At 63.7% G+C, this 23,375-nt stretch carries 15 protein-coding genes; 6 read left to right on the forward strand and 9 right to left on the reverse strand.

Features of this window, described 5'->3' with window-relative positions:
• Window positions 1-35: 35 nt before the first annotated feature.
• Together IRI77_RS03295 and IRI77_RS03300 are read right to left on the reverse strand one after the other, a co-directional pair.
• Entirely contained in the window at window positions 36-2,294 is a 2,259-nt protein-coding gene (locus IRI77_RS03295; RefSeq protein WP_194450660.1) for a carbohydrate-binding family 6 protein, read from the reverse strand.
• A 104-nt stretch (window positions 2,295-2,398) separates the two neighbouring features.
• On the reverse strand, window positions 2,399-3,766 hold the full coding sequence (locus tag IRI77_RS03300) for an alpha/beta hydrolase family protein (RefSeq protein WP_194450661.1): 1,368 nt from the start codon (window positions 3,764-3,766) through the stop codon (window positions 2,399-2,401).
• A gap of 78 nt (window positions 3,767-3,844) precedes the next feature.
• On the opposite strand from IRI77_RS03300, the gene IRI77_RS03305 reads away from it, so the two are divergent.
• Complete coding sequence (locus IRI77_RS03305) at window positions 3,845-5,038, forward strand: mandelate racemase/muconate lactonizing enzyme family protein (protein ID WP_194450662.1); 1,194 nt, start codon at window positions 3,845-3,847, stop codon at window positions 5,036-5,038.
• Window positions 5,039-5,422: 384 nt separating this feature from the next.
• Here IRI77_RS03305 and IRI77_RS03310 read toward each other — a convergent pair whose 3' ends face one another.
• Window positions 5,423-6,130: a hypothetical protein gene (locus tag IRI77_RS03310; protein WP_194450663.1), complete on the reverse strand. Its 708-nt coding sequence runs from the start codon at window positions 6,128-6,130 to the stop codon at window positions 5,423-5,425.
• 1,100 nt (window positions 6,131-7,230) lie between these two features.
• Here IRI77_RS03310 and IRI77_RS03315 point away from each other — a divergent pair.
• Window positions 7,231-7,584 carry a hypothetical protein gene (locus IRI77_RS03315; RefSeq protein WP_194450664.1) on the forward strand — a complete coding sequence of 118 codons (354 nt, stop codon included), beginning with the start codon at window positions 7,231-7,233 and terminating at the stop codon, window positions 7,582-7,584.
• A 185-nt stretch (window positions 7,585-7,769) separates the two neighbouring features.
• The gene (locus IRI77_RS03320; protein ID WP_194450665.1) at window positions 7,770-8,027 is read left to right on the forward strand and encodes a hypothetical protein; all 258 of its coding nucleotides are present in this window, start codon (window positions 7,770-7,772) and stop codon (window positions 8,025-8,027) included.
• A gap of 675 nt (window positions 8,028-8,702) precedes the next feature.
• On the opposite strand, the gene IRI77_RS03325 is transcribed toward IRI77_RS03320, so the two are convergent.
• The 3 genes from IRI77_RS03325 to IRI77_RS03335 form a co-directional block, all read right to left on the reverse strand.
• Entirely contained in the window at window positions 8,703-9,539 is an 837-nt protein-coding gene (locus IRI77_RS03325) for an ankyrin repeat domain-containing protein (protein WP_194450666.1), read from the reverse strand.
• 53 nt (window positions 9,540-9,592) lie between these two features.
• The gene (locus tag IRI77_RS03330) at window positions 9,593-10,009 is read right to left on the reverse strand and encodes a tetratricopeptide repeat protein (protein ID WP_194450667.1); all 417 of its coding nucleotides are present in this window, start codon (window positions 10,007-10,009) and stop codon (window positions 9,593-9,595) included.
• A gap of 647 nt (window positions 10,010-10,656) precedes the next feature.
• Window positions 10,657-11,838 carry an IS481 family transposase gene (locus tag IRI77_RS03335; RefSeq protein WP_228486229.1) on the reverse strand — a complete coding sequence of 394 codons (1,182 nt, stop codon included), beginning with the start codon at window positions 11,836-11,838 and terminating at the stop codon, window positions 10,657-10,659.
• Between the two features lie 236 nt (window positions 11,839-12,074).
• On the opposite strand from IRI77_RS03335, the gene IRI77_RS03340 reads away from it, so the two are divergent.
• Window positions 12,075-13,397: a hypothetical protein gene (locus IRI77_RS03340; protein WP_194450668.1), complete on the forward strand. Its 1,323-nt coding sequence runs from the start codon at window positions 12,075-12,077 to the stop codon at window positions 13,395-13,397.
• Between the two features lie 109 nt (window positions 13,398-13,506).
• Here IRI77_RS03340 and IRI77_RS03345 read toward each other — a convergent pair whose 3' ends face one another.
• The 3 genes from IRI77_RS03345 to IRI77_RS03355 form a co-directional block, all read right to left on the reverse strand.
• On the reverse strand, window positions 13,507-15,891 hold the full coding sequence (locus IRI77_RS03345) for a transketolase-like TK C-terminal-containing protein (RefSeq protein WP_194450669.1): 2,385 nt from the start codon (window positions 15,889-15,891) through the stop codon (window positions 13,507-13,509).
• 232 nt (window positions 15,892-16,123) lie between these two features.
• Complete coding sequence (locus tag IRI77_RS03350; protein ID WP_194450670.1) at window positions 16,124-16,732, reverse strand: 3'-5' exonuclease; 609 nt, start codon at window positions 16,730-16,732, stop codon at window positions 16,124-16,126.
• A complete protein-coding gene (locus IRI77_RS03355) occupies window positions 16,729-18,531 on the reverse strand; it encodes a putative nucleotidyltransferase substrate binding domain-containing protein (protein ID WP_194450671.1) in 1,803 nt (600 codons plus the stop codon). The genes IRI77_RS03350 and IRI77_RS03355 overlap by 4 nt, the downstream gene beginning before the upstream one ends.
• A gap of 321 nt (window positions 18,532-18,852) precedes the next feature.
• On the opposite strand from IRI77_RS03355, the gene IRI77_RS03360 reads away from it, so the two are divergent.
• The gene (locus IRI77_RS03360; protein WP_194450672.1) at window positions 18,853-20,643 is read left to right on the forward strand and encodes a hypothetical protein; all 1,791 of its coding nucleotides are present in this window, start codon (window positions 18,853-18,855) and stop codon (window positions 20,641-20,643) included.
• A 124-nt stretch (window positions 20,644-20,767) separates the two neighbouring features.
• Entirely contained in the window at window positions 20,768-23,278 is a 2,511-nt protein-coding gene (locus tag IRI77_RS03365) for a 3-keto-disaccharide hydrolase (RefSeq protein ID WP_194450673.1), read from the forward strand.
• The last annotated feature ends 97 nt before the right edge of the window (window positions 23,279-23,375 follow it).

Consider the following 23,375-nt stretch of genomic DNA (forward strand, 5'->3'; position numbering starts at 1 on the left):
CTCCACACCGGCGCACACTCAGGCAGCCGGGTGCGCTACTTCTTGAATCCGGCCTCCGTGCCTGACCGCTGGATCGCTGCCTCGTCGATCGTGCCGGGCTTCCAATCCCGGGCCATTTGCACATCCGCGGCCACCTCTTCCGTCAGCTTCGGGATGTCCACCCAACCGCTGCGGTTATAGAGCACCGGTTGAACATACTGCCGGGTATAGGCGGCCGAGTAGTGCTTCCAATGCTCCAGGGCAGCGGTGAGGTGTTGCGCCGCAGCCGCCTGCCTCGCGGCCTCGCCTGTCTTGTCGAACACAGCCAGTTCGCACGCGCCGTTGATCTTCTCGGCGTAGTACAGGCCCAGGTGCGCCATGGCTTCCATGTCGTCGAGCGTGGCTGCGTACTCTTTTCCGTTGCCGATGGCAGCCACTCCGCCACGTCTCAACCGCGGCAGGGCCAGCAGCGCCTGAGTGGCATTCTTCGCCAGGGTGGAAGCGATTTCCAGCGGTGTCACTCCGCCGGGCATCTTCCGGGACAGCAGGCCGTTCCTCCACTCGATGATGTTCAGGACGCCCGCGCCTGGCATGGTGCCGCCTTCGATGAAGTGGCGGACGTTGTAGTAGCCGGCCTTCCTTCGGCTCGCCTCGGGAAACCACTTCAGGTCGATGTCGCCCCAGAAGAACCTGGTGATGTACGGAAATGTCTTCGATGCATTTGCCCAGGCCTCTGTCAGCGTGGCCACATCGGCTCCAGGGAAACGGGCGGCGATGAGCCGGGAGAAGGTGGCCTCCGGCAAATCCGGCTCGAAGGCGAGACGGCCCCACATCGCGAAGGAGAGCCACTGTTTGTGCATCACGGTCTGGCGGGGCGACGACGCGTCTTTGCTCAGGAAGTCCCGGCCCCAGATGTAGCCGTCCGGGCCCATGTAGAAGCCCGCGATCTTGTCGGGTCCGGGCATCGCCTTGATGAAGGCGCGCGCGTAGTCGAGGTCGGCCCAGCGGAAGCTGTAAATGTCGTCATTGCGGACGGTGAGCCAGCTTCGCAGTTGGGGCGAGAGCAACGGCAGCAACGGATCGATCATCGTGGGCCGGGGCACTGAGTACATGTGCGCAATGGCGTACTTGAAGCTCAGGTCCAGGGTGCACGGCAGTTCTTTGAACGTCTCCTGAATCTCGGTCAGCCCCGTCATGTGGAAGCGGTGGATCAAACGGAATTTGCGTTGAGGGTTGTCCTTCAGCGCGTCGCGAATTCCTTCGCCGTAAGTCGTCCAGAGCCATTGCTCCTTGCTCATGCCTCCGATGCTCATGGGCATGCTCTCGCCGGCTGTGATGCCGATGCCGGCGAGCAACGGATAAGTCCTGATCGTCTCGCGGACGCTGGCACGGAAATACTCGATTGTGCGCGGAGCGCCCTTGTCGGAGGTGATGCCATCTTTGCCCTCGGCCCCATGGAGGAAGATATTCCAGGTGAAGAAGTACACGTCGATGCCCCGGTCCCTGGCCAGTTGCATTACCTCGCGCCAGAACCGGATCTTCTCCTGAATGGACAGCTTCTTCACTACCTCGTGCTTCGCCAGCATCTCCGGCCGCACAAAGTCATTCCCTGCGTTATCGAACTTCTCGTCCAGTTTGGCAGTGGTGCGCCAGACATCATCCAGCGCCACATGGGGAAATTCGGGGACCTTTACGAGACTGGGGAAGGGGTGGAGGTTCCAGAGCGAGATGACGTTGTAGCGGTGGCGCGCCATGTCGTCGAAGAACTCGCGCCAGAACTCGATGCTCCACATCTCGGGGATGTTCGCCTGCGCCGCGTCGGAGGGGTCTGAATAACTGGGTGTCCGCACATCCAGGGGGATGTTGAACTTGATGCCGCGCTGGGCGATGTGGGGCTTGTGGCTGGAGTCCTTCATCATGTCGAGCGTCGAGGTATGAATCGCCTCTGCGACATCGAGCCCTCCGTACATTGCTCCGGCCGGGTCGGCGCCGCGTACGTGGATCGTGGCCCTTCCATCTTGACGCCGCACCTGTATCTCGTAGCTTTGAGCCTCGGCGCCGGCAGCCACGGCGAGCGTGATCACCGTTGTTCCGGCCGGCGCGGGGGCACCAGCGGCGGCGACGGGGACCCCGCGCTCGGCCGCCGTGCGGCGGATCTCCGCCTCAGCGAACCGGCCGGGACCACCCGCTGCCGGGTCGACCTTGATCGAGATACCGGGCGCGGCCCACACCGTGCCCGCCAGAGCGCACAGCAGTACACAGAAGCCGGTGACATGCTTCGTCCGGAGCGGATGGATCAACAAGGATCGGTTCATAGTTCTGCCGTTCGCCTTCGGAGGGTGATGCGAGGGCGCTGGCCCTCTGCGATAGATTCTCTCTCAAAGGCGGGCAGCGGAGTGCCGGGGATGCAGCCCGAGGTTCAGGGCTTGGCGGCGGGTGTCAGGTGATGCAGTTGGAGGCCGAGGGCCCAACGCCGCTGGAACCCCTTCCAATACGTCTGGCCGTCCTTACCCGTGCCTTGATTGTAGGCAGCGCCTGGCCGTTCGCCGCGGGCCAGAGGCCAGGCTCCATCGTTGGACCGGACCACCGGCACATCGAGGTAAGCGCGGCGGCTTTCGTCACCCTTCAACTGGAGATCCAGGAACGCGGTGATGAAGTGTTGATTGATGGCGGCGATGCGATCCTTGCGCCAGACCGGCTCGTCGAAGCTCTCCTGGGTGCTGAACTCGGCAAGAGCCTCGGGCGGAGGCGGATTCCCGCCCACGTTGTGCCGGGCATTCTCGTAGACCAGCATCCAACGGTCGGAGTGGACTGCCCCTTCAAAGGCCGGCTTCACTCCGGCCGCATAGTCCGAGATGTCATCCTGGTCGCCGTCGATGAATAGCGAGGGGACACGAATGCCAGCCAGCCCGGCTTTGTCCCAGGCATTCTGCGGGGGTTGCCCGCCCCAGGGGGCAATCGCGACAATCGCTTTCAGGTTCTCGCGGTGGAGGCCCTCGAACTCAGGACTGCCGGCGAGCAACTTGTTGAAGTAGCCACCTGGTACCATTCGCGCGATGGCACTGGCTGCGCTATAACCTGCCCCGCCGCTCGCCAGGGCTCCGTACCCGCCCATCGAGTAGCCGACGATGGCGACTCGCGAGGCGTCGAGCAGGCCGTGCAGGAAGTTGTCCGACGCGCCGGCCAGCTTGGCGAGGGCCTCCACCGTGAATAACTGGTCGAGGGAGCGATTGAGCAACGTGCTCTGAAAGCCTTTCACCGCGCCAAAGACGGAATCGGTGTGATCGATCGCAGCGACGACGTACCCTTTCGACGCCAGGTTCTCAGTGAGGTAGCTGAGGAATGTTCGGGACCCCGGGTACCCATGGGAGACGACCACCAGCGGAAAAGCCTGACCCTGCTCGGCAGGAGCGTCCCGCAAGGCTTTGCCCGCGATTTCGAAGGTCTTCGGCGTGCCGGCCGGGGCATTGCCGGGCAGGGCGCTTTGATAAGAAGTCTGCTCCTGTTGGCCGGCCGGGATGGTGGCCGGGTACCAGATCTCCACCGTGAGGGGGCGGTCGTAGGTGGGCGCCTTGCCTGACTCCCTGTCAAACTTGAGGATATCCACCTGTCCGGAGTGGACCAGTTCCAGCGTCCGCACGCCGACGGAGTGTGCGCCCCTCCGGGCCAGTTCCGGTGCATCTGCCCCGGGCACGCTGAAGTAGCGCGGGGCAGCGGATTGGGCATAACTCAGCGCGCAGATCGAGAGCGTCGTGGCGAGAAAGCGGCTGTAGCGGTGGAAGACCATGCAATCATTCTGTGACGAGGGCCGCCTTATCGCAAACACGGCGCACCCGCAAGAAGCACGTTGGATACAATCCGCTGTATGCTTGGCCCCCTGCTCCGCCGGAGAGACCTGCTGGCCGGCGCGCTGTTCGCCGCCTCCGGCAAGCTCGCGATCCGCAAGCTCACGACGAGAAAACACTCCATCCAGAACCGCGACTACCTGTTTCTCGAAATGGAAACCGATGCGGGTATCACCGGGTTGGGTGAGGGCTCGATCTCGGGTCGAGTTGAGATTGTCGAGAAGGCGATCGAATGGTTCACGCCTTTCCTCACGGGCAAGGACCCCGCCGGGATCGAGGATCATTGGAACCGGAACTACTACGAATTCTCGCGTTACCGTGACGGCTCCGTTCTGATGACGGCGCTGGCGGCTGTCGACATCGCCCTGTGGGACATCGCCGGCAAACGCCTGGGGGAGCCGGTCTGGCGGCTGCTGGGATCATCGAGTCCCAAACCCATGCGCGTCTATTACAGCCATTGGAGCCAGGGGTTGGAGCCACGCACTCCGGAGCGCCTGGCGGAACTGGCGGCCCAAACGCGCGCGGCCGGGTGGACGTGTCTCAAGTGGGTCTTGCCCAAGGGTGGGACGGAAGCGGAGCGCTTGCGCCGCCTGGTGGCGGAAGTGGAAGCGGTTAGAAAGGGCGGGGGCCCGGATCTCGAGATCGGGCTGGAGATGTGGGAGACGTTTACGGTGCGTTCCGCAATCGACTTCGCGAACGCGGTGGGTCCGTTTCGTCCCTTGTTCATCGAAGAGCCAACCTGGCGCGAGATGCCGCAGGCGCTGGGCGAGATTGCGGCGAAGAGTCCGGTGGCGCTGGCGGGCGGGGAAGGGCTTGTGTCCCGCTACGAGTTCAAGCACTTGCTGGATGCCAAGGGTGCGAGGATCCTGCAGCCGGACGTGATCCACTGCGGCGGGATCACGGAGATCCGCAAGATCGCCTCGCTGGGTGAAGTTTATGGCGCGGAGATGGCGCCGCACATGTACTACGGCCCTATCGCGCATGTGGCCTCCCTGCAATCGATGGCGGGTGTGCGCAGCTTCCTGATGCAGGAGTGGGACGCCGGTATGGAGTCCACGTTCAGCGGCATCACGCGCGGGACATTTCCAGTTGCCAGGAATGGCCAGGTGACGCTGCCGGACAAGCCCGGCCTGGGGCTGGAGATGGATTGGGCGGAACTCGACCGGCGATTCCCTTATCGAAGTCAGAGCCTGCGCCCACCTGGCGGACGGTAGGCCTGCAAAGAGGGTGTTGATCGTCCTTCGCTTGGGTGAGGGGCCGCGGTGTGCCGGCACGTCCAGTTCCGCCAGGTTTCTGGAGGGGATGTTGAAGGGGAGCGGGGCGTGCCGCGGCTGATGGCGGACGGAGAGGACTCGAGGATCGGTGGCGCTTCGGGGGCCCGTCGCCGACGGCCTGCGGGAATGAATGCGAGAGTTAGAGGCGCGGACACACGAAGGGTGTGGTGGCCACGGCCCGGGGGGCCTCCTCGTGGGGGAGGGAAGAGGTGTGGTTTTCAAAGAGCAGTGCCCTGGGGCGCCGATCGCGGGGTGTGACCGGATGCCGAGTCCGCCGGCGGCTTCGTTTCGTCAAGGCGTGGCGACGTTGCGTGGATGCGGTGTTCAGCGCTTGGAAACGTTGTAGAACTGGGCCGGCAACCCGCCTTCAGAGGCCAGGCCGGCTTCGTTTCGTGGAACGCGGATCGGCTGGAGCTCGGCCAGCGGATCCTGGTTGTCCGGATGGTTTGTATCGATGCCGGTAGTGAGGTGTTCGAGGGCCCGGCGCGGGGCGCCGTAGCCGTCGTAGAAGAAGAGTTCCTCGGTGTTTTTGGTCAGGCGGGTGATTTCGGCCAGGGGGACGTGTTCGCGGATGCCCTGGACGACGTGGGGGTGCTGCTGGCCCAGGGCGGCGCGCTCGGTTTGGAGTCTGCTGAGTTCCCGGATGGCGCGGTAGAGGCCGCGTTCGAGATCGCGACGGTAACGGGCGTAGCGTTCGAGCTGGCCGTCGTGGGTGTTGGTTTCGGCCAATGGGTCCGTTTCGCCTAGGATGATGCACTCGAAGGATTCGATGCGGCGCAGGTTCCAGGTGTGGGTGAGGATGCGATGGAAGATTTCCTCTTCCAGGCTGGTTGCGGGGCGGGTGTCGAGGCGGAGGGCGGCTTCGAGGGCTGTGAACGCGGCGCGATCTTCGGGCGTGATTGTGAGGTGCTGGGCGGTGAAGCCGTGGCGGCGGGCGTTCTGGGATGAGCGGGCCTTGCCGACGGGGGACACGGGTCCGGTGGATCGTTTCGCATTCGCCTGATTGGCGTTGATCTGAGCTGCGGTCGCCATAACTAAAATCTCCTTGTAAACGAAAATGGCCGGCGTGGGTGCCGGCGCGATTCCAGGGTAAGGGGGGTGTCAAGGGGAAAGGGGCTGATTTCGAGAGGTGGGTGTTGCAAAGAAAGAGAAAAAAGAGTTTCAGGCCTGGTGACTGAAGAATCCTTAATGAGGGAAGTGGGGGAGAAGTGGGGGAGGTGAGTGGGTTTTCGCGGCTGAGGGGGGGGCAGGAAGATCGGGACTCGCCGCGGAGCACGGCTGGTGCCCTGGCGAGAATATTGGGGATGGGTGCCCATACCAACTGGGTTTCTCCTCCTCCTGGCTGATTGCAGACAGCTAAGTACTGTTTGTGGGATATGGCACAGGACCAGGCTGCTTAGGCTGGCGGGGGCCTCCGCTGCGGGCTCGGTGTCTGGCGAAGCGGCGGAATTGCAGAGAGGAACCGGCGGATTGCGGTGAGTTCCATGGTGATTCGCCAAAAATGGCGACTGAGTTGTAGTGTCTCGTGGTGCGTCGGGACAGGCTGCTGGGGCGTCCTATCGGCCAGGTTCTACACGCATACTTGGTATTTGACCGTTATACCTGTGCGAGACCGTTATTGATGATTCCTCCGTTGTTACGAGCCATGCGTTGTTTGCTGTGCTACTAAATAGGGTCGCCGGCATACAAAGAGTAAGACGAATGCAGTCCAATGCGGTGTGTAAGCGTAAACATTGTCCATTGTACTATTGGGATTAACGCGAGATGGCTGTCTCGCTTCGCGACGCTATTCTCGAATTGAGACATTCACCAAATGCGCCGCATTGGCAGCATTGGGCTTGGGTTTGGTCCTAAACGTGCACGACTGTGTCCAACCCGCTACATCGGGAAGAAGCACAAGCAGGGAGTAAACTTTCATGGATGAGCCAGCGTTTGCACAGGCGGCAGGCGGGCAGAGCAAGCAATCCACACCGGAGTCCGACGAAGGCCAGCCAGCATCCTGCGCAGACCAAATGTCAGCGGCTGAAATGGGGCAGCCGACTGCAAGCCTCAGCGCTGCGTTGGCAGTGGCCGCTCGGACTGCCCTTCCTTCTGGCGTTGGGGTCGCAGCGGCCCGACCCGGACGCGGCGATATGCGGTCGGAGCCTCGCTTTCTGGTAAAGCACGATCCGGCGCTCGTTACCGCCCTTGTCGGCGCTGAGTTGGTACCGGTTCAGGCGCGCCTGCTGGACCTCTCGCATTCAGGCCTGGGCATGCTTGTGGACGTGCATCTGCCGACGAACGCGTGGATCAAGGTTGAGTTTGGGGCCACCATTATCTTTGGCGAGGTGCGCCATTGCCGCCTGATGCAGGATGGTCAATATCGACTGGGTGCGCACTCTGATACGGTCCTGTTTCGCCAGGTTCAGGCGGAGCCAGTCGACGCGGCCCGGCTTTCCCGCGCACTTTGGCCGAACCCCGGCTTGGTCAATCTCACCGGCCCGTAGAGTGTGGCCGGTTCACTCAACCCGGGCAGGATGCGCGACTCGGCACGCGCCGCCGGCGCCGCCGATAGGAGTTCCGACAACCAACGCCCTGGCATCCATCAGTATTGGCTAACCCGGTTCGATCTGCTCAAACATTGGTCTCCGCGAATTCACTCGCACCAGAGCAGCGATATCAATGGAGGGTCATGATGAATCTGCAAGAGCAGACTGTCCCCTGGAAAAGCACGCCGTTACCGAATGCAGTTGATGCTGCGACTACATCCGAGATTGCATCGGCCATCTTCCTTGCTTCGCGGCAGCACGATCTGCTCCGCCTGTCCTCCGCACTCGACGACGCGAACTCCTGGTGCGCGGCCGTGGGTGCATCGGGCGAGAACCCCGATGAACGGTGCGACCTGCTCCTCTTCCTGACCCAACTCATTCGAGAGAACATCTCTGTTTAGGGTTCCAGCTATGATGATCCGCCCGCCAGGTGGCAGGCCATCCTTCAACTGCTGCGCAACCTGGCTGTCGACGCTCCATCCTTTGACCGGTATTCCGCACATGAATAGGCCGGCGGAATTCGGGGCTGGCGTGGGTGAACCTATTCCTCACTTGCCACCCCTCCAGCACGCTCCATTGGCGGCGCGCGACTCGGGGTACGACCCGCTTTGCTGGTTGGTTGGAGGCTTGCCGTTGCTCCCCCGCTCCTTTCAGTCGCGGCTCAATTTGTGGCTTCCTCGGCTTTGGGGGCCTGTGGGCCAGGGGGATTCCATTGAAACGTCCGTGTAGCCCGTCGCTGCGCTCTGGGACTGGGGACGAGTGGGCGGCCTCCTCCGCTTTGGCGGCCCGTGGGTACAGGACGGCGACAGCGTTTTCACAGAGCCGGATCCACCTAACGATTCGACCCAGAGAATTCCTGCCTCGGTCCGAGACCGCCGGAAGAGAGGCGGCTACGCAGTTCCTGGCGGAGGGGTATGCCGATCCGATTTGGGAGACGGCCCGCGCAAGCTTGGGCGCCGTCTGATGCGACGCCGGGTGAGCGAAGTGGTTTCCGGCGTTCGGTTCGACGAGGCAGAAATCTTCGGCGATGCGGCACCGCTTGTATCCACGTCCGCATCGGGCGATCCGCCGCAGGTTCACTTTGCAGGCGTGGGGCGTTTGAGAATGGCGGCGAGATTCGGGAAGCCGGCTCGCTCCGCCGTTTCCAGCGGTGTGCGCCCTTGAGCGTCTTTCAGGGTCAGATCCGCGCCTAGCGCCACTAGTGCTTCTGTTGCTTTCGTCCGGCCCATGGCGGCGGCCACGTGTAGCGGGGTCTGGGCCTCGTCCCTTGTGCGGGCGTTCACTTCTGCTCCCTGCCTTACGAGTTCGCGAATGATTTCCGGATGATCTCCCAGGGCGGCGTCGTGGATCGGCTGCGTGCCGATCCGGCTGATGGCTGCGGGCTTGGCTCCGCGGGCCAGCAGCGCGCGCACACTTTCGAGATCGCCCTTCAAGGCGGCCTCGGCTAGAGGTGTTGTGCCTCCGGTGCCGGCGGTGTTCGGATCGGCACCCAGAGAGAGGAGCATCTTCGTGACGCCGGGCTGACCGTGTTTGGCGGCATACTCGAGGGACCACGGAGCCGGCGCGGACTGTGCCCGCGACGACGGTGCTCCGATATTCCGGAGCATGTATTCGATCCTGCTCCGGTCCTCCGCGTCAGCAATCCGGGCAGCGGCGTCGAAGGGGGTCCGGCCTTGCCGGTCGAGGGCTTTGCGATCGGCGCCGGCTTCGAGCAACATCCAGACACAGGCCCTCTGGCGGGCGTCGATGGCAATGTGCAATGGAGGCAAGCCGTTTTCGTCCGGTTCGTTCAATGCCGGGTGCTGAGCGAGCACCTGCCGCATGCGTTCGGTGTTGCAAGTGCGCGCGGCCTGATGGACTTCGGCAGCGTGGGCTACCGCCAGAGACGCGAGCAGAGTGATGATCGTTCGCATGTGGCCAGGATATCCAACTGCCGGAGGGCCTTGGTCCCGGGCAACACCCGCGATTAGGCGACGCGCAGCAGGGCTCGGGCTACCGCGTCGCGAACGACACCGCCATATCTTCCTTCGGCCAGGGCATCGGCCACCTTGGCGGCCAGTTCGTAGAAATGCTTTGCTTCCTCACGGTTGCCCAGGTCTTCGTGGGATTTGCCGAGGTTCAGATAGAGCGAGGGATAGAAGTCGCGAACCCGGTCATCGTCGACAGCCGCCGCGTGATTGAGAGACTTTTGGTTCCACGCCAAGCCGCCGGCCGGCGTCTCCTGATGGCGGGCCATGTAGTGGGCGGCGATGCAGCGCTCGAAGTCGTCCGTGCTCTGGTTCCAGGCGGTTAGAAACGACCGGGCCGCGCCGACGAAATCGCCGGCGAACTCGCACTCCATGCCCTTGACGCAGAGGCGCACTACGGGGTTGTCCGGATCCATTTCGATGATGATAGCGCGGAGTGGGGGGCATCTCTAGGCGCACGGGGATGGCCTGGGGCGGCATTTGGGCTTCCATTGGGTCGACAGAGAAGTTCAGGCAGTTTGCCGGCGCGCGACGCAACTTGTTGGGAGTGGCGCACAGTGAGTGTCACTCCGGCTGGAGTCCTATCAGTTTGAATAGGCAAACAGCGCGGCAGATTCTGGCGTTGGCTGGGATTTGCCGCCAGATCACGAGGTTGGGTGGGGCTCCTGCCCGTTCAGGAAGTGGGTTCGCACCTGCGGCGGGCCCTGGGCAGTGCCCAGGGGAATGCTGGGGGTGGCGGCTTCGGATGTTTAGGGTACTGGCGATTACTACTTGAGATGTGGAGGTGGGGTCGGATTGGCGGGAGAAGGCAGGGAGGACGGCGCTTCGTTGAGATTCAGGAAGTGAATTGTTTGTACGGCCGCGGACATGGGTGACAATCTGGTCTACCGACATGGGTAACAGTCGTCGCGGGGGCTTGTCTGATCGCCTTTCGCGATTCTAGCCGGATTCGTACGCCTGTGGAAATGTGGGAATCGCGTAGCGATTTCCAAGCGCGGTGGGAAGCGAGGGAATCCTGTTTTTGGATTTCCTCGCTTTCCACGGTGCGTCATTTCCATGGGCCTTACTCAGCGGCCGGCACCGCCGCGGATTCGTCGTCCTGTTGCTCCAGCGCCTTCGGCTTCTTCCTCATAAACCGATTACGCTCTATGTCCAGCCAGCCGAGCAACAGCATGCCGTAGAACACTTCGAAATAGCGATCGTCAACCTGCCGCAGTCCAAGCAACTGACGCGCAAAGATCTCGCTGATGAAAATCCTCTGATCCTTGTAGTAGAGATCTCCGTGATTCTGGATCCGTCGTAGCACGAGCCCTGCCGGGTACTCCACCTCCGGGATCCGACGTGGCATCGGGCGCAACGACGGCTGATAGTGTTTTGCCGGCGTATCGTAGTCCAGGGCTTCATGGGGCCGCTGCTCGTTGTAGATCCTTTGAAAGTCGTGAAATCGCTTCTGCTGCTGGCGCGGGTTGGCCGCCGGCGGATTCAGCGTGTCCTGTTTCAACGTCCGATGCATGCGCTCGTGGCGGCCGTTTTCCTGCGGTGAGGCCGGTGCTGTGCGCTCCGGCAGAATGCCCAGCCGAACCCAGCGCATCGACAACCGACTGAGTCCGCCAGGCGCCCGCGTCGAAAACGGCGTGCCATTGTCCGTACGAATCACCTCCGGCAGACCGTACTCTCGAAACGCCGCCTCGAAGATCGCAGCCGCATGCTTTCCATCCGTCTTCGGCGTAATTTGGCAGCGCAGCAAGTACCTGCTGTGGGCGTCCGTGATGGTCAATGGATCGCAACGCACGCCATCACCTGTACGGAACCAACCCTTGAAGTCCGCGCACCACGTCCGATTGGGTCCATCCACGGACGCAAAGGGCTGCCCGAAGGGCGGCGTCCGCAAGCGTCGCTTTCGTGTGACACTCAGACCCGCTCTTTTCAGGATCATGGCGATGGTGCTGGGCGCCGGCCAGTGCTTCCTCTCCGGCTCCGCCTCGGCCAACTTCCTCAATAGCTTGCGCGGGCCCCAGTTCCACTTCCGCCGCTCAGCCAGGATGCGCTCTATGACTTCCTGACTGACTTCCTGCGGGCTGGTATGAGGCGCCCGGCTGCGGTCCTGCAAACCGGCCACGCCTTCCTCCTCTCGACGCTTGATCCACTTGTGGACCGTCTTTCTCGATACGCCATAGGCTTCCGCCAGTGCGGTCACGGTCTCGCCTTCGTCGTACTCCTGCAATAGTTGAACCCGTTGGTCCATTGCTCTGGTCTCCTTCCACGGCATCGACACTCATCGTGCCGTACCGATAAGGCGGATCAGATCTCTTGCGCCGCTGATCTGTGTTACCGATGTCGCCGGTCCAATTCGTTACCTATGCCCGCGGACCGTACCTGTTGCGGGCCCCCGGCTGGCGCCGGGGGTATAGCTGGGGGCGGCAGTTTTCGCTGTTCAAGGTGCACGATATTACTGCTCGAAATGCGGTAGCTTTTAGGCAGATGCGGAAGCTGATTGTTTCCATGTTCCTGGTATTGCCCCAAGCGGTATTGCTCGCTTGCCAATGCAGTGGTCCTGCCACGCCCTGCGCGGCCGCGGCTGGGGCCGATGCGGTGTTCACCGGCACAGTGATCTCGATTTCCTCGCCCACGCAGGAGGCGCGGCGGCTCACCGGCAAATTCCCGGAGAAGCCGATGCCTGGATACCTTGTGCGGCTGCGGGTCGGCTCCGTGCTGCATGGCGTTCCGGCGGGGCAGGAGGAGATGGAGATTGGGACCGACGACGCGCGCTCCTGCGGCTTCGGCTTTGAAGTGGGGCAGGCATATGTGGTTTACGCATCCCGGATTGCGGCGGGGTGGCTGCAGACGGGCCGTTGCTCCGGTACGCGGAGTATCGATGAGGCGGCGAAGGATCTTGCCTTCTTTCGAGAGCGTGCGGGCTTGCCGAGCAGCGGGAGCCTGCGTGTGCACACCAATGCTGAGGGGGCCCGCCAGAAGGGCCCGCTGACGATCGCCCTCGAACACGACGGGTCGCGGGCGTTCAAGGCCAAGCCGAATCGCCAGGGGGAATTCTTCTTTCCCAGCCTGCCCGCGGGCAGCTACACGTTGCACTATGAGCAGGACGGCGATATGGAGGGCGATCCCAGAGTGCAGGTGCGGCCCAACGGTTGTATGGAGACCTACTTCCACCGTGCTCCGCGGATGACCGGGCGGCTGAGGCTGAGGTCGGGAGAACCGGCGGCGCATGTGGAGGTGGGGGCTGTGGACGGACAGGATCTCACCATCGTCACCACCATGACCGATGAGCAAGGCCGCTTTGCATTGCGCGCCATGGAAGGTGACCCTCATTATCTGGGCGTCAACCTGGTGGACGCGGCGACCGGGCGCGCACCTTATCCGCGCTGGTTCCATCCCGGGACTTCCGATCGCGCCGCGGCCACGAAGATCAGCTTCGCCGGGGAGCGCGAGTCCAGGTACTTTGAGCTCACGCTGCCGGACCGGCTGCCGGAGCGCACCGTCGAGGTAGTTGTCCTGAACGCGGATGGGACGCCGAATGCCTCAGCTACAGTTCGAATCGTGACTGCAAGGGGGGACGAAGTGGCGAACACCAGGGGCAGAGGAAGCCCGTTCCTCGTTAGCCTACTGGCCGGGACGAGGTACCGGGTTCTGGGGACCACAAGCGGCCTGGATGGCCTATCGCCGACCGCCGCCGACCCAGTGGAGATCGAGGCAGGGACGGAACCCGTTCACCTCACCCTTCGACTCCCCTGGCGAAGCGGCTCGCCTACGGAAGACCAGCAGCGGCCAGGCGCGATCGGCCACTAGGAAGCCAGGGGCCGCGACATCGGCGCCGGACGTCCGTCGAGCGGGATTACGACTTGGTTGGCCGGGTTCCGGTGGTGCGGCGGGTCGCCCCATGGCGAAGGTTGCTGCTTCAGTTCAGCACTTCGATGGCTGCGCGGATGATGGACAGGGCATCGATCTGGTAGTGCTGATAGAGTTCCTGCCTGGAGCCGGATTGGCCGTAGCGGTCCACGCCCAGTGCTACCGTCCTGGCTCCGAAGACGCTGCCCAGGAAGGAGAGCGCGTGCGGGTGGCCGTCCATCACGGTCACGATGGGGCAGTGGGCCTCGTTGCGGGGCACCAGTTGTTCCAGATGGTGGGCTGCGGGGCGGCCCTGCATGCGTTCCCGATTCGCACGCACCCACTGGCGGTGCAGCAGGTCCGGGCTGGTGACGCAGATCACATTTACGAACAGTTCGTCGGCGGCGAGTTCGCGGGCGGCGTCGACAGCCTGGGGGACCATGGCTCCGCAGGTGAAGAGGTTGACTACGTTCTCACCGGGTTTGTACTCCGCGCGGTTGGAATAGTCGAGCAGGCGGTAGCCTCCGTCGAGTACGCTTTGCCGCAATGCGGGACGGTCGTGGGGCAGCAGGTCCTGCCGTTGCGGCACGGTGGAGAGCCGCAGGAACAGGCTTTCCGCGGCGGGATCCTCGAGAATGCGGCGTATGCCTTCGAGGAGGATCCACTCCACCTCCTTGGCGAAGCAAGGCTCGTAGTAGGTGATCAGAGGGCTTTCAATGCCGAAGGACGGAGGCATGAGGGACTGGTGCAAACCACCCTCCGGGCCCAGGCTGATGCCGGAGGGCGTTCCGATCACGATGAACTTGCCGCCGTTATAGATGGCGTAGTGGAGGGCATCGAGGCCGCGGGAGATGAAGGTGTCGTAGAGCGTCCCAATCGGCACGAGCGGCACACCGAACAGGTCTGACGAGACGCCCAGGGCTCCGAGCATCAGGAAGAAGTTGTTCTCGGAGATGCCGAGTTCCACATGCTGGCCGTGATTGCCCTGCTTCCACTTCAGCGCGACCGGCACGGACCGCTCACCGAAATAGTCGATGCGGTTCTGGGGCGAGTAGACGCCGACCTTCTGAATCCAGCTTCCCAGATTGGTGGAGACGGCCACGTCCGGGCTGGTGGTCACCAGCCTGGCGCGGAGCTCCGGATGACGGGTGAGTTCCGACAGGATGGAGCCGAGGGCCTGCTGCGTGGAGACCTCGCCGTGATAGTCGGGCGCGAAGCTCTCCGGAACTTGCGCTTGCGGGTGCGCCGGTGGTGAGGAGGCGGGACGCTGCGCGGTTCGATCCAGATGCAGCCGCTGGCGTGTCTCCAGGCAGGCACGCGCCTCGGGCGATCCGGCGGGGAACGCCGAGAACTCGCCGCCCTCCTCGATTCCGCAGTGCCCGCGCAGTTGCTCGATCTGCTCCGCCGTCACGAGGCGCGAGTGGTTGCTGGGGTCGCCGGCCAGGGGGAGCCCCCAACCTTTTACTGTATAGGCCACGATGGCGACGGGCCGGTCTGTGATGGCGGCGGCCTCGCGAAAGGCGTCGAGCAGCCTGCTGAGGTCGTGCCCGCCGAGGTCGGAGACCAGGCTTCGGAGATCGTTTTCCGATTCGCCGGCCAGCAACCGGGCTACGGCCTCATCGCGGCCGTCGGGAAACGTACAGAGTTGGTGGGCGAGTTCTTCGCCCGAATGGACTCGCAGCAGGGCCTGGTATTCGTCGTTGGGCATCTGCTCGATGCGATCGCGCAGGCGTGGACCGCCTGGACGGGCAAAGGCGGCCTCCAGCCGGGCGCCGTATTTGACCTCAATGACGTGGAAGCCGAAGGAACGCAGGGAGGCCCCAAGCTTCTGGGCGCGGCCGTTGGGGACGACACGGTCGAGGCTTTGGCGATTCAGGTCCACCACCCAGATCACATTGCCGAGGCTCTGCAGGTTGTCGTCGCCCAGGGCTTCCCAGACGTTGCCTTCGTCGAGCTCGGCGTCACCCATGAGGGCCAGGAAACGGTGCTTTTGGGCATAGCCGAAACGGTCCGTCACATAGTGGTTGGCGAGCGACATGAAGTGCGGCATGACCGCGCCGAAGCCGACGGAGCCGGTGGAGAAGTGGAAGGAGTCAGGATCCTTCAAGCGGCTGGGATAGGCCTGCAGGCCGCCGAACTCCCGCAAGCGGAGCAGCTTGTCCTGGGGCAGGTTGCCCAACAGGTATTGAATGGCGTGATAGACGGGTGCGGCGTGGGGCTTGATGGAGATGAGGTCGTCCGGCTCGGCGGCGGCGAAATAGTAGGCGGTGAGGATGCTGACGGCAGAGGCGCAGCTTGCCTGGTGCCCGCCCACCTTGAGCGAGTCGGGATTCTGGCGCACATGATTGGCGTAGTGGATCATGTAGGTGCTGAGCCACAGGATCCGTTGCTGGATGCGTTTCAGGAGTTCCAGGTCAATGTCGGGGTGCGCTGCCGTAGATGAAGATGAGGCCATGAATGAAGCTGCTCTTGTAGAAAAAGAGGTCTATATCCGTTGTAACAGGTCGCTGTGGGTGGTTGGTGGAGCGGGGTTCACCTCTCCGAGGCAGTGCCAGCATGGCTTCGGTTTGAGCCGGCCGGCCTGACTTTGAACTGCAGGAACAGAGTGCAGATCGTCTATTGCCGGCGGACGCCGCGGGGCCAGCTTGAGATGGTCGACTACAGTACGCCCTGGCGGTGCAGAGAACTTAGGGTACGAAGGGTTCTGTCAGGCGTGCCAGGCTGGTCCGGCCGTGCTTTGCGGCGAGGCGGAGCAGGCGCTGGAAGACCAGGGCCGTCATGAAGGCGTCGCCGGCGGCGGTGTGCCGGTCGTGGGGGATGATGCCGAAGAGCGTACACAGGGCATCGAGGGAGAACTGTTGGATGGGGTCGCGACCGGCGAAGGCTCCGTCGCGTTCGAGGTGCAGGGTGAGGTCCATCGTATCCAGGCTGGAGTTCTGCAATCGAAAGCCGAAGTGGCGCTCGTAGCCGGCGTTGAAGGTTTCGACGTCGTGACTGATGTGGTGGCCGACAATGACGCCGTCCCCCAGGTAGGTGAGGAACTTCTCCAAGGCCTCTCGTTCGTCGAGGCCCGCCAAGCTTTGTTCACGGGTGACCCCGTGCACCGTCACGGCGCTGGAGTTGTAGGCCACCTTCACCATGGCCTCGAACGAATCCTCGAGCAAAATCTCGTTGTTGACGATGGCGATGGCGCCGATGGTGACGATGCGGTCCTTGCGCGGGTCCAGGCCGGTCGTTTCGGAGTCGAGGACGACGAAGCGGACCTGCTCGTTGGGTGTTTCGGGTGGCCAGCTCAAACCGCCTCCAACCATGCCCAGGATGCGGTGAATTCGAGCAGTTTGTGGATGGAACGGAATCCGCTCTTGATCACCTGGCGGTCGTGGCGGCTCAACAAGGGGAGCGGCAATTCGGCGCCGCTGGTGCGCTGGCGCAAACCGGCGCGAGCCTGGTGGAAGAGCATGACGCTCATTGTGCCGGCGGCCTCGTGGAAGATGCTCTGCTGGGCGGGCAGGAGACCGGCCGCTGCCTCGAACCGGGTCCGGGTGGAGGCGCCGAGGGGATGGCCGGCCGCCAGGCTGAAGACCCGGGCGACATCGGCGAGGGGTTGCAGGGCGCTGCTTTCCAGGCGGAATGTGTCCGTGACCTCGCCGGATTCTTCGACGACGAGATCGCGGAAGAAGGTCAGGGGCGGGAGGTTGGCGAGGCAATCGTTGGCCAGAAGCTGGAGGAAGCCGGCCTCGGCGGCGAGCTCGGCGCGAATGTGCGATTCCAGGTGGTTGAACGCGAGTTCCGGGCCATGCACCGGGCGGAGATCGAAGAACGGGCGCGAGCGGTACATCTCACGGCGGATGGGATCGCGGATCCAGCCGGAGAAGCGGTCCTTCCATTCGTCGAGACCGGCGGCGGCGGGCGCTTCGGCGGAGAGGTAGCCGCATTCGGCCAGCGCGGCTTCAAGAGAGGGGGATACGGGCGAGGTTCCGATGATTGCGATGGACGGGGCGATGGAAGTGAGGAGTTCGTGGCGTCCGGCGGTGCCGTAGAAGCACCAGCACTGACCGGCCTGATCGAGGTGGAGGAGAGCGAGAAGACGTTTGACGATGCTGCGGTTGACGAAATCAGAGAAGGCGGCGAGCCAATCGGCGGCGGCCGGCGCGGAGAGGTTGTCGAGAATCCAGGCACGAGCGCGTTCGTTGAGGGCGCGGAGCGAAGCGACATTGGGCGCTGCCGCAATTTCGCGCAGGATGGCGACCGGATGATCGCCGAACGCCGGCGTGAGGCTGGGAATCGTGATGATCCGCTGCAGGGCGCTGTGCGGTGAACCGTCGCTGGTGAGAGCGGCCGCATAGGCGCCGACTTCCGCCATGGCGAGGACGCAATCGCTCACCAGGGTGGAAGGGGAGACGGTGACCGATTCCGGATTGACGATATTGAGTGCCGGCTGCCGTGGGTTCGAAGCGCCGGCCGCGACCCATTTCAGCACGTCGCCGGAGGTGAGGATGGCGGCGAACGCTCCGGCGTGGGTCAAGGCAATGGCTTGCGCGCCGGATTCGTGCAGGAGGCGGGCGGCCACCTGGAGGGGCGTGGAACCTGGGCAGTGCAAGGGGGCTCGATCGCGCAGCAGGTCAGAGAGGAAGATCTGGTGGGGGTAGGGCCGCTCGCCTGGGGCTTCGTAGTCGGCTGTGACGGTGGAGTAGGCGACGACAAACTTGCCGGCACGGGGGTAGCGCTGGAGCAGGGGTTCGAAGTCGGCGGCATAGAGGGCGTAGAGAACGACGTCGCTGGTGGCTTTGGCGGAGAAGAGATTGGCGGGGGCTCCGTTGAAGCGCTCAAGCCCGATGCAATCGCCGGCGCCCCGGATGTCGCGGAGGACGGGCGGGGTGGCGGATTCGTCCCAGAGAGACACGGAGCCCTGCTGGATGACGTAGAACAGGGCGGCGTGCGGCGCGGACTGCCAGCAGATGTACTCGTCGGCTTCGTGGAACTTCACCCGGCCGCGCGCGACCAGGGCGACAAGATCGGCCACGTCCATGAACTCGAATGGCGGGTGTTGCTTGAGGAAATCCGCGACGCGGTAGGCAATTGCGGCGGTTTGCATTCTGGATGTACGACTTCGTCCCCCTTACTGCTGCAGCGGCGTTGCTGCCGGGCCTGGAACGAAACGAGGTCCAGTGGTTCATAGGATTCTAGCATTGAAAGTTTGCCTTCATACGATTGGCGGGGGGCCGGCAACCCACGGAGGGATCTACAATCGCGGGCTCCCCTATCGCTGCACGGCTTGGCCAATTCCTGTGGATCGCCACGTCTCCACCGTTGTGTCCAGCTCTGCCGGCTGCGGCCACGGCGCGGCGCGATAGGATGGTGCCGTTCGGGACCACCCCCGGTTTGGATGAGTTTCGCTCCAGGAGGAACAGTGACCATGACGCGAAGGGATGTGATTGGGCAGACGTTGGGAGCGGTCGCGGCCTCGGCCGGCTCCCACGCGCAGGACTCGGGGGGAGCGAATGCCGGGGACGAAGGGCAGAGGATGTTCCTCCGGCTGCTGAAGGCCAACGACGAGACCGTGAGGCGGATGCTGCAGCAAGCGCCGGCGCCGGGTGGGGCGGCCGTGCGGGTGGGCCGAGGGGGCGACCTGGCCGCTTTGATGGCGGCGTATTGTGCGCCGGAATCCTCCTTTTCCCGATCAGAGAGTTTGATCCCGAGGATCGAACGCAGCGCGCAGGCATTGCTGGACGCCCTGCATCCCGACGGGCTGCTGGATGCGGGCAATCTGTCGTCTCCACCTGATACCGGGTTTGTGGTCGAGGCCACGGCCGCTGCCCTGGCCGTTGCGCGCCGAAGCAGGGACGAGCGCCTGGCGCAGGCGCAGGAAACCCTCGGCCGGTTCCTGTTGAGAGTGGGCGATGCCCTGGTGACCGGCGGCATTCACACGCCGAATCATCGCTGGGTGATCTGCTCCGCACTGGCGCGGATCCACTCGCTGTTTCCGTCCTCCCGGTATGTCGACCGAATTGACGACTGGTTGGGCGAAGGGATCTACCAGGATGCCGATGGACTGTTCCCGGAGCGGAGCCCAAACTATGCGCGGGTGGAGGTGAACGCCTTCGTGACCATGGCCCGGCTGCTCAACCGGCCTGTGCTGCTGGAGCTTGTGCGGAGGCACCTGCTGGCGAATCTGTATCTGATGCAGCCGGATGGTGAACTCGAGACGATCCATTCGCGCCGCCAGGACCAGGACCGGCCGGTGCACGTGGCCAATTTCTACCTCCAATACCGCTACATGGCCATTCTTGAGAACAACCCCGTCTTTGCGGCGGTGGCGCGGTTGATTGCGGAGCGGCCCGGCGAGGGGCTGGTGGAGGGGATGAACCCGGTCGTACACTTCCTGGACGAACCGCTGCTGCGCAAGCCGTTGCCGGAGGGCGGCGCGATCCCCGCCGACTATGTGAGGGTCTTCGCCAACAGTCACCTGGTGCGCATCCGAAGGGGGGAGCGGGCCGCGTCGATTTACGGTGGCAACGACCGGCCGCTGGGCATCGCGTCCGGGCTGGCCCACAATCCAACGTTCTTCCATTTCCGCAACGGCAGTGCGGTTCTCAATTCAGTGCGCATGGGTGGGCCGTTCTTCAGTCTTGGCGTGTTCCGGGCAGAGGGGGTGAGCGTCGCCGGGAATCAGACCCTCCTTCAGCAGCGGTGGGAGGCTCCGTATTATCAACCGCTGCCGAAAGAGTATCGCAACGCCGGCGGCGACTATGCGCTCACTCCGGTGAAAGACGGGCGATTCTGGAGCAAGCTGGATTTTCCGCACCGGCAGATGAGCGGGGTGCAGGTGCTGGACCAGAAGGTCACGGTGATCGAGAAGCCGGGTGTTTTCGAACTGCACATCGAGATTACCGGTCACGACCGCGTTCCCTATGCGATCGAGCTTGCGTTTCGTCCGGGCGGCGAGTTTGGCGGCGCGATCCGGGCGGGGGCGCTGAGCGGGCGTGGGGGTGAAGGTAAGGCGCTGTTCCTGGCTGAGGGCATGGGGTCCTATCGGGTAGGCGGCGAGGGGATCGAGTTTGGACCGGGCCAGGCGGAGCATGAGGTGATCAGTCTTTCCGGACATACGTACCAGGCGCATGGAGCCGTCTTGCGAGCCGCCGGAAACTGCGTCTACATCACCGGGTATACGCCCTTCCGGAAGGTGATTACGATCCGGGGTGTGTAATGGGGTTTGGGCATCCCGCGCGGGAAACCGCGCCCACGACGGTGAGGCGCCCATGGGACCTGGATTTGGGAAGCCGACGAGTGGCCAGCGGAAGTTCCGGCACAGGCTGTTAACATACTACTCGATGAAGATCCTTCGGCTGTTCCTCTTCGCGTTGATCGCAGTCCTGTCCGCCGCCGCACAAGCTCCCAGCCTGGAAGACGCACTGGCTAAGCCGATTCTGGCTGCCAACCAGCCGCTGGTGGAGGTTCAGGTCTACACCGCTTCCCACGTGAAGTCGATGCCCCTGGTGAGCAGCGCGCAGCAGTGGACGCAGGCGAAAGAGGAGCTGCGGCAGCGTGTGCTGAAGGATGTCGTACTGCGCGGGGAGGGCCGGAAGTGGGCGGAGGCGAAGACGCGAGTGGAGTGGCTGGACGTGATCCCGGGCAACGGCTACCGCATCAGGAAGCTGCGGTACGAGGTGATTCCGGGACTATGGATTCCGGCGCTGTTGTATGAGCCGGAGAAGCTCGCGGGCAAGGTTCCGGTGATCCTGAACACGAACGGCCATGAGGGCGCCGGCGTGGCGAACGACTACATTCAGATCCGCTGTATCAACCAGGCGAAAAAGGGCGCGCTCGCGCTCAATTTCGAATGGCTGGGCCTGGGTCAGCTGAAGGCGGACGGCTTCAGCCATACGCGGACCAACCAACTGGATCTGCTGGGGACCAATGGCGTCGCGCTGCACTACCTTTCCCAGAAGCGCGGGCTCGACATCCTGCTGGCGCAGCCGAACGCGGACCCTGCCCGCGTGGCGGTGACCGGTCTTTCCGGCGGCGGCTGGCAGACTATCTTCATCAGTTCGCTGGATCCACGGGTGACTGTTGCCATTCCCGTGGCGGGGTATTCAAGCTTTGTGACGCGCGCACAATTTCCGGACCAGGACCTGGGCGACAGTGAGCAGACTCCGGTGGACCTGGCGAGCATTGCGGATTACACGACGCTGACGGCGATGCGGGCTCCGAAGCCCACGATGATCAGCAATAACGCGTACGACAATTGCTGTTTCCGGGGCGACTATGCGAACGCCCCGCTGATCTGGGCGGCGCGCCCCTACTACGCGCTGTATGGCGCCGCGGACAAGCTGACGGCGCATATCAATTTCGATCCGGGGCACAACTACGGCCAGGAGAACCGGGAGGCGTTCTATCGCTTCGTCCGCGACAATTTCTATGGCGGCGCTGAGCAGGCGTTCTCCGAGAAGGAGATTCCGTCCGAGAGCGACGTCCGGACGCCGGAGCAGTTGCGGGTCGAACTGCCGGCTGACAACATTGATATCCACAGGCTCGCGCTGAAGCTGAGCGAAGGACTGCCGCGCAAGACAGGGGCCGCGAAGCTGTCGGACGTCGTCAAAGCGCATGTGTACAAAGTGAGCGCGACGGAGGCCGGGACCGGGCAGGAAGTGGAGGGGATTCCCGTTCGCACCTGGCGGCTGCGGCTCGACAACGACTGGACGCTGCCAGTGGTCGAGATGGGCGATCCGTCGAATCAGAAGGTCACCTTGCTGATGGGCGACCAGGGCCGGGCCGCGCTGGCGGCGGAAGTCCGCAGGCTGGTGAAGCAGGAGGGCCGCCGGGTGATCGCGGTGGATCCCTTCTACTTTGGCGAATCGAGGATTGCGAAACGCGACTGGCTGTTCGCGCTGCTGATCTCCTCCGTGGGCGACCGTCCGCTGGGAATCCAGGCCAGCCAGATTGCGGCAGTTGCTCGCTGGGCGAAAGTCGGGGTGACGGTGGAATCCTTCGGGCCTCGCACCAGCCTGATCGCCGCGGTGGCGGCCGAGCTGGATCCGAAAGCCATCCCGGCGACGAAGACCCATGGAGAGTTGTCGTCCTTGCACGACGTGCTACGCAGCGACATGACGGTGGACAAGTTCCCGGAGTTTTTCACTTTCGGCCTGCTGGAAGCCTGGGATCTGCCTGGCGCCAACCAGTGGCAGTCCCTGTTCGACGGCAAGACCTCAGCCGGCTGGCGGACACTCGCGAGGCCGCAGTTCCCGGCCAATGGAGGGTGGACGGTAGAGGACGGGACGATCCAATCGGTCGCCAAGGGCAAGCGGGCCGATATCTCCACGGAACGCAGCTTCCGTAACTTCGAGCTGATGTTCGACTGGAAGCTGGCGAAAGGCACCAACAGCGGGGTGAAGTACCTGGTATTCGGCATGCGGCCGAATCCGGAGGTGGGGCGGATCGATCCGGAGGTGCCCAAGGCCCTGGGGCTGGAGCTGCAACTGATCGACGACGAACGAGTGGCCGATGCCAAGGTGGAACCGAGCCATGGAACCGGAGCGCTGTACCTGTTCGCAGCACCCACGGTGAAGCTGCCGCCGCTGCCGATCGAGCAGTGGCACTCGGCGCGGATCCTGGTGCAGGGTAGTCACGTGGAGCACTGGCTGGACGGGGTGAAAGTGCTCGACGCCGATCTGGAAGCGGAGGCGCTGCGCAGGACCATGGCGGCACAGGGGCGGGAAGATATCCCGAAGCTGAAGAATCTGGACGAGCTGAAGGCCGACCCCTCAAAGAGGTACCCGCTGGTGATCACGCATCACGGCGGGGACGCCTGGTATCGCAATATCCGGATTCGAGAGCTGGAGTAGCGGAGGGCGCGACTCGGCCGGGAGCGTGCCGGGCCGGCGAATGTGAGGTGTCGATTTGCTACCATTTTGTGTACTCGCCCCGTGATGCGATTCTGCT

This window comes from Paludibaculum fermentans (assembly GCF_015277775.1).
Classification (GTDB): Bacteria; Acidobacteriota; Terriglobia; order Bryobacterales; family Bryobacteraceae; genus Paludibaculum; species Paludibaculum fermentans.

Excerpts from the sequence above, each read along its gene's own strand:
- IRI77_RS03295 (WP_194450660.1), bottom strand. The coding sequence starts at position 2,294 with ATGAACCGATCCTTGTTGATCCATCCGCTCCGGACGAAGCATGTCACC.
- IRI77_RS03300 (WP_194450661.1), bottom strand. The coding sequence starts at position 3,766 with ATGGTCTTCCACCGCTACAGCCGCTTTCTCGCCACGACGCTCTCGATC.
- IRI77_RS03305 (WP_194450662.1), top strand. The coding sequence starts at position 3,845 with ATGCTTGGCCCCCTGCTCCGCCGGAGAGACCTGCTGGCCGGCGCGCTG.
- IRI77_RS03310 (WP_194450663.1), bottom strand. The coding sequence starts at position 6,130 with ATGGCGACCGCAGCTCAGATCAACGCCAATCAGGCGAATGCGAAACGA.
- IRI77_RS03315 (WP_194450664.1), top strand. The coding sequence starts at position 7,231 with ATGCGGTCGGAGCCTCGCTTTCTGGTAAAGCACGATCCGGCGCTCGTT.
- IRI77_RS03320 (WP_194450665.1), top strand. The coding sequence starts at position 7,770 with ATGATGAATCTGCAAGAGCAGACTGTCCCCTGGAAAAGCACGCCGTTA.
- IRI77_RS03325 (WP_194450666.1), bottom strand. The coding sequence starts at position 9,539 with ATGCGAACGATCATCACTCTGCTCGCGTCTCTGGCGGTAGCCCACGCT.
- IRI77_RS03330 (WP_194450667.1), bottom strand. The coding sequence starts at position 10,009 with ATGGATCCGGACAACCCCGTAGTGCGCCTCTGCGTCAAGGGCATGGAG.
- IRI77_RS03335 (WP_228486229.1), bottom strand. The coding sequence starts at position 11,838 with ATGGACCAACGGGTTCAACTATTGCAGGAGTACGACGAAGGCGAGACC.
- IRI77_RS03340 (WP_194450668.1), top strand. The coding sequence starts at position 12,075 with ATGCGGAAGCTGATTGTTTCCATGTTCCTGGTATTGCCCCAAGCGGTA.
- IRI77_RS03345 (WP_194450669.1), bottom strand. The coding sequence starts at position 15,891 with ATGGCCTCATCTTCATCTACGGCAGCGCACCCCGACATTGACCTGGAA.
- IRI77_RS03355 (WP_194450671.1), bottom strand. The coding sequence starts at position 18,531 with ATGCAAACCGCCGCAATTGCCTACCGCGTCGCGGATTTCCTCAAGCAA.
- IRI77_RS03360 (WP_194450672.1), top strand. The coding sequence starts at position 18,853 with ATGACGCGAAGGGATGTGATTGGGCAGACGTTGGGAGCGGTCGCGGCC.
- IRI77_RS03365 (WP_194450673.1), top strand. The coding sequence starts at position 20,768 with ATGAAGATCCTTCGGCTGTTCCTCTTCGCGTTGATCGCAGTCCTGTCC.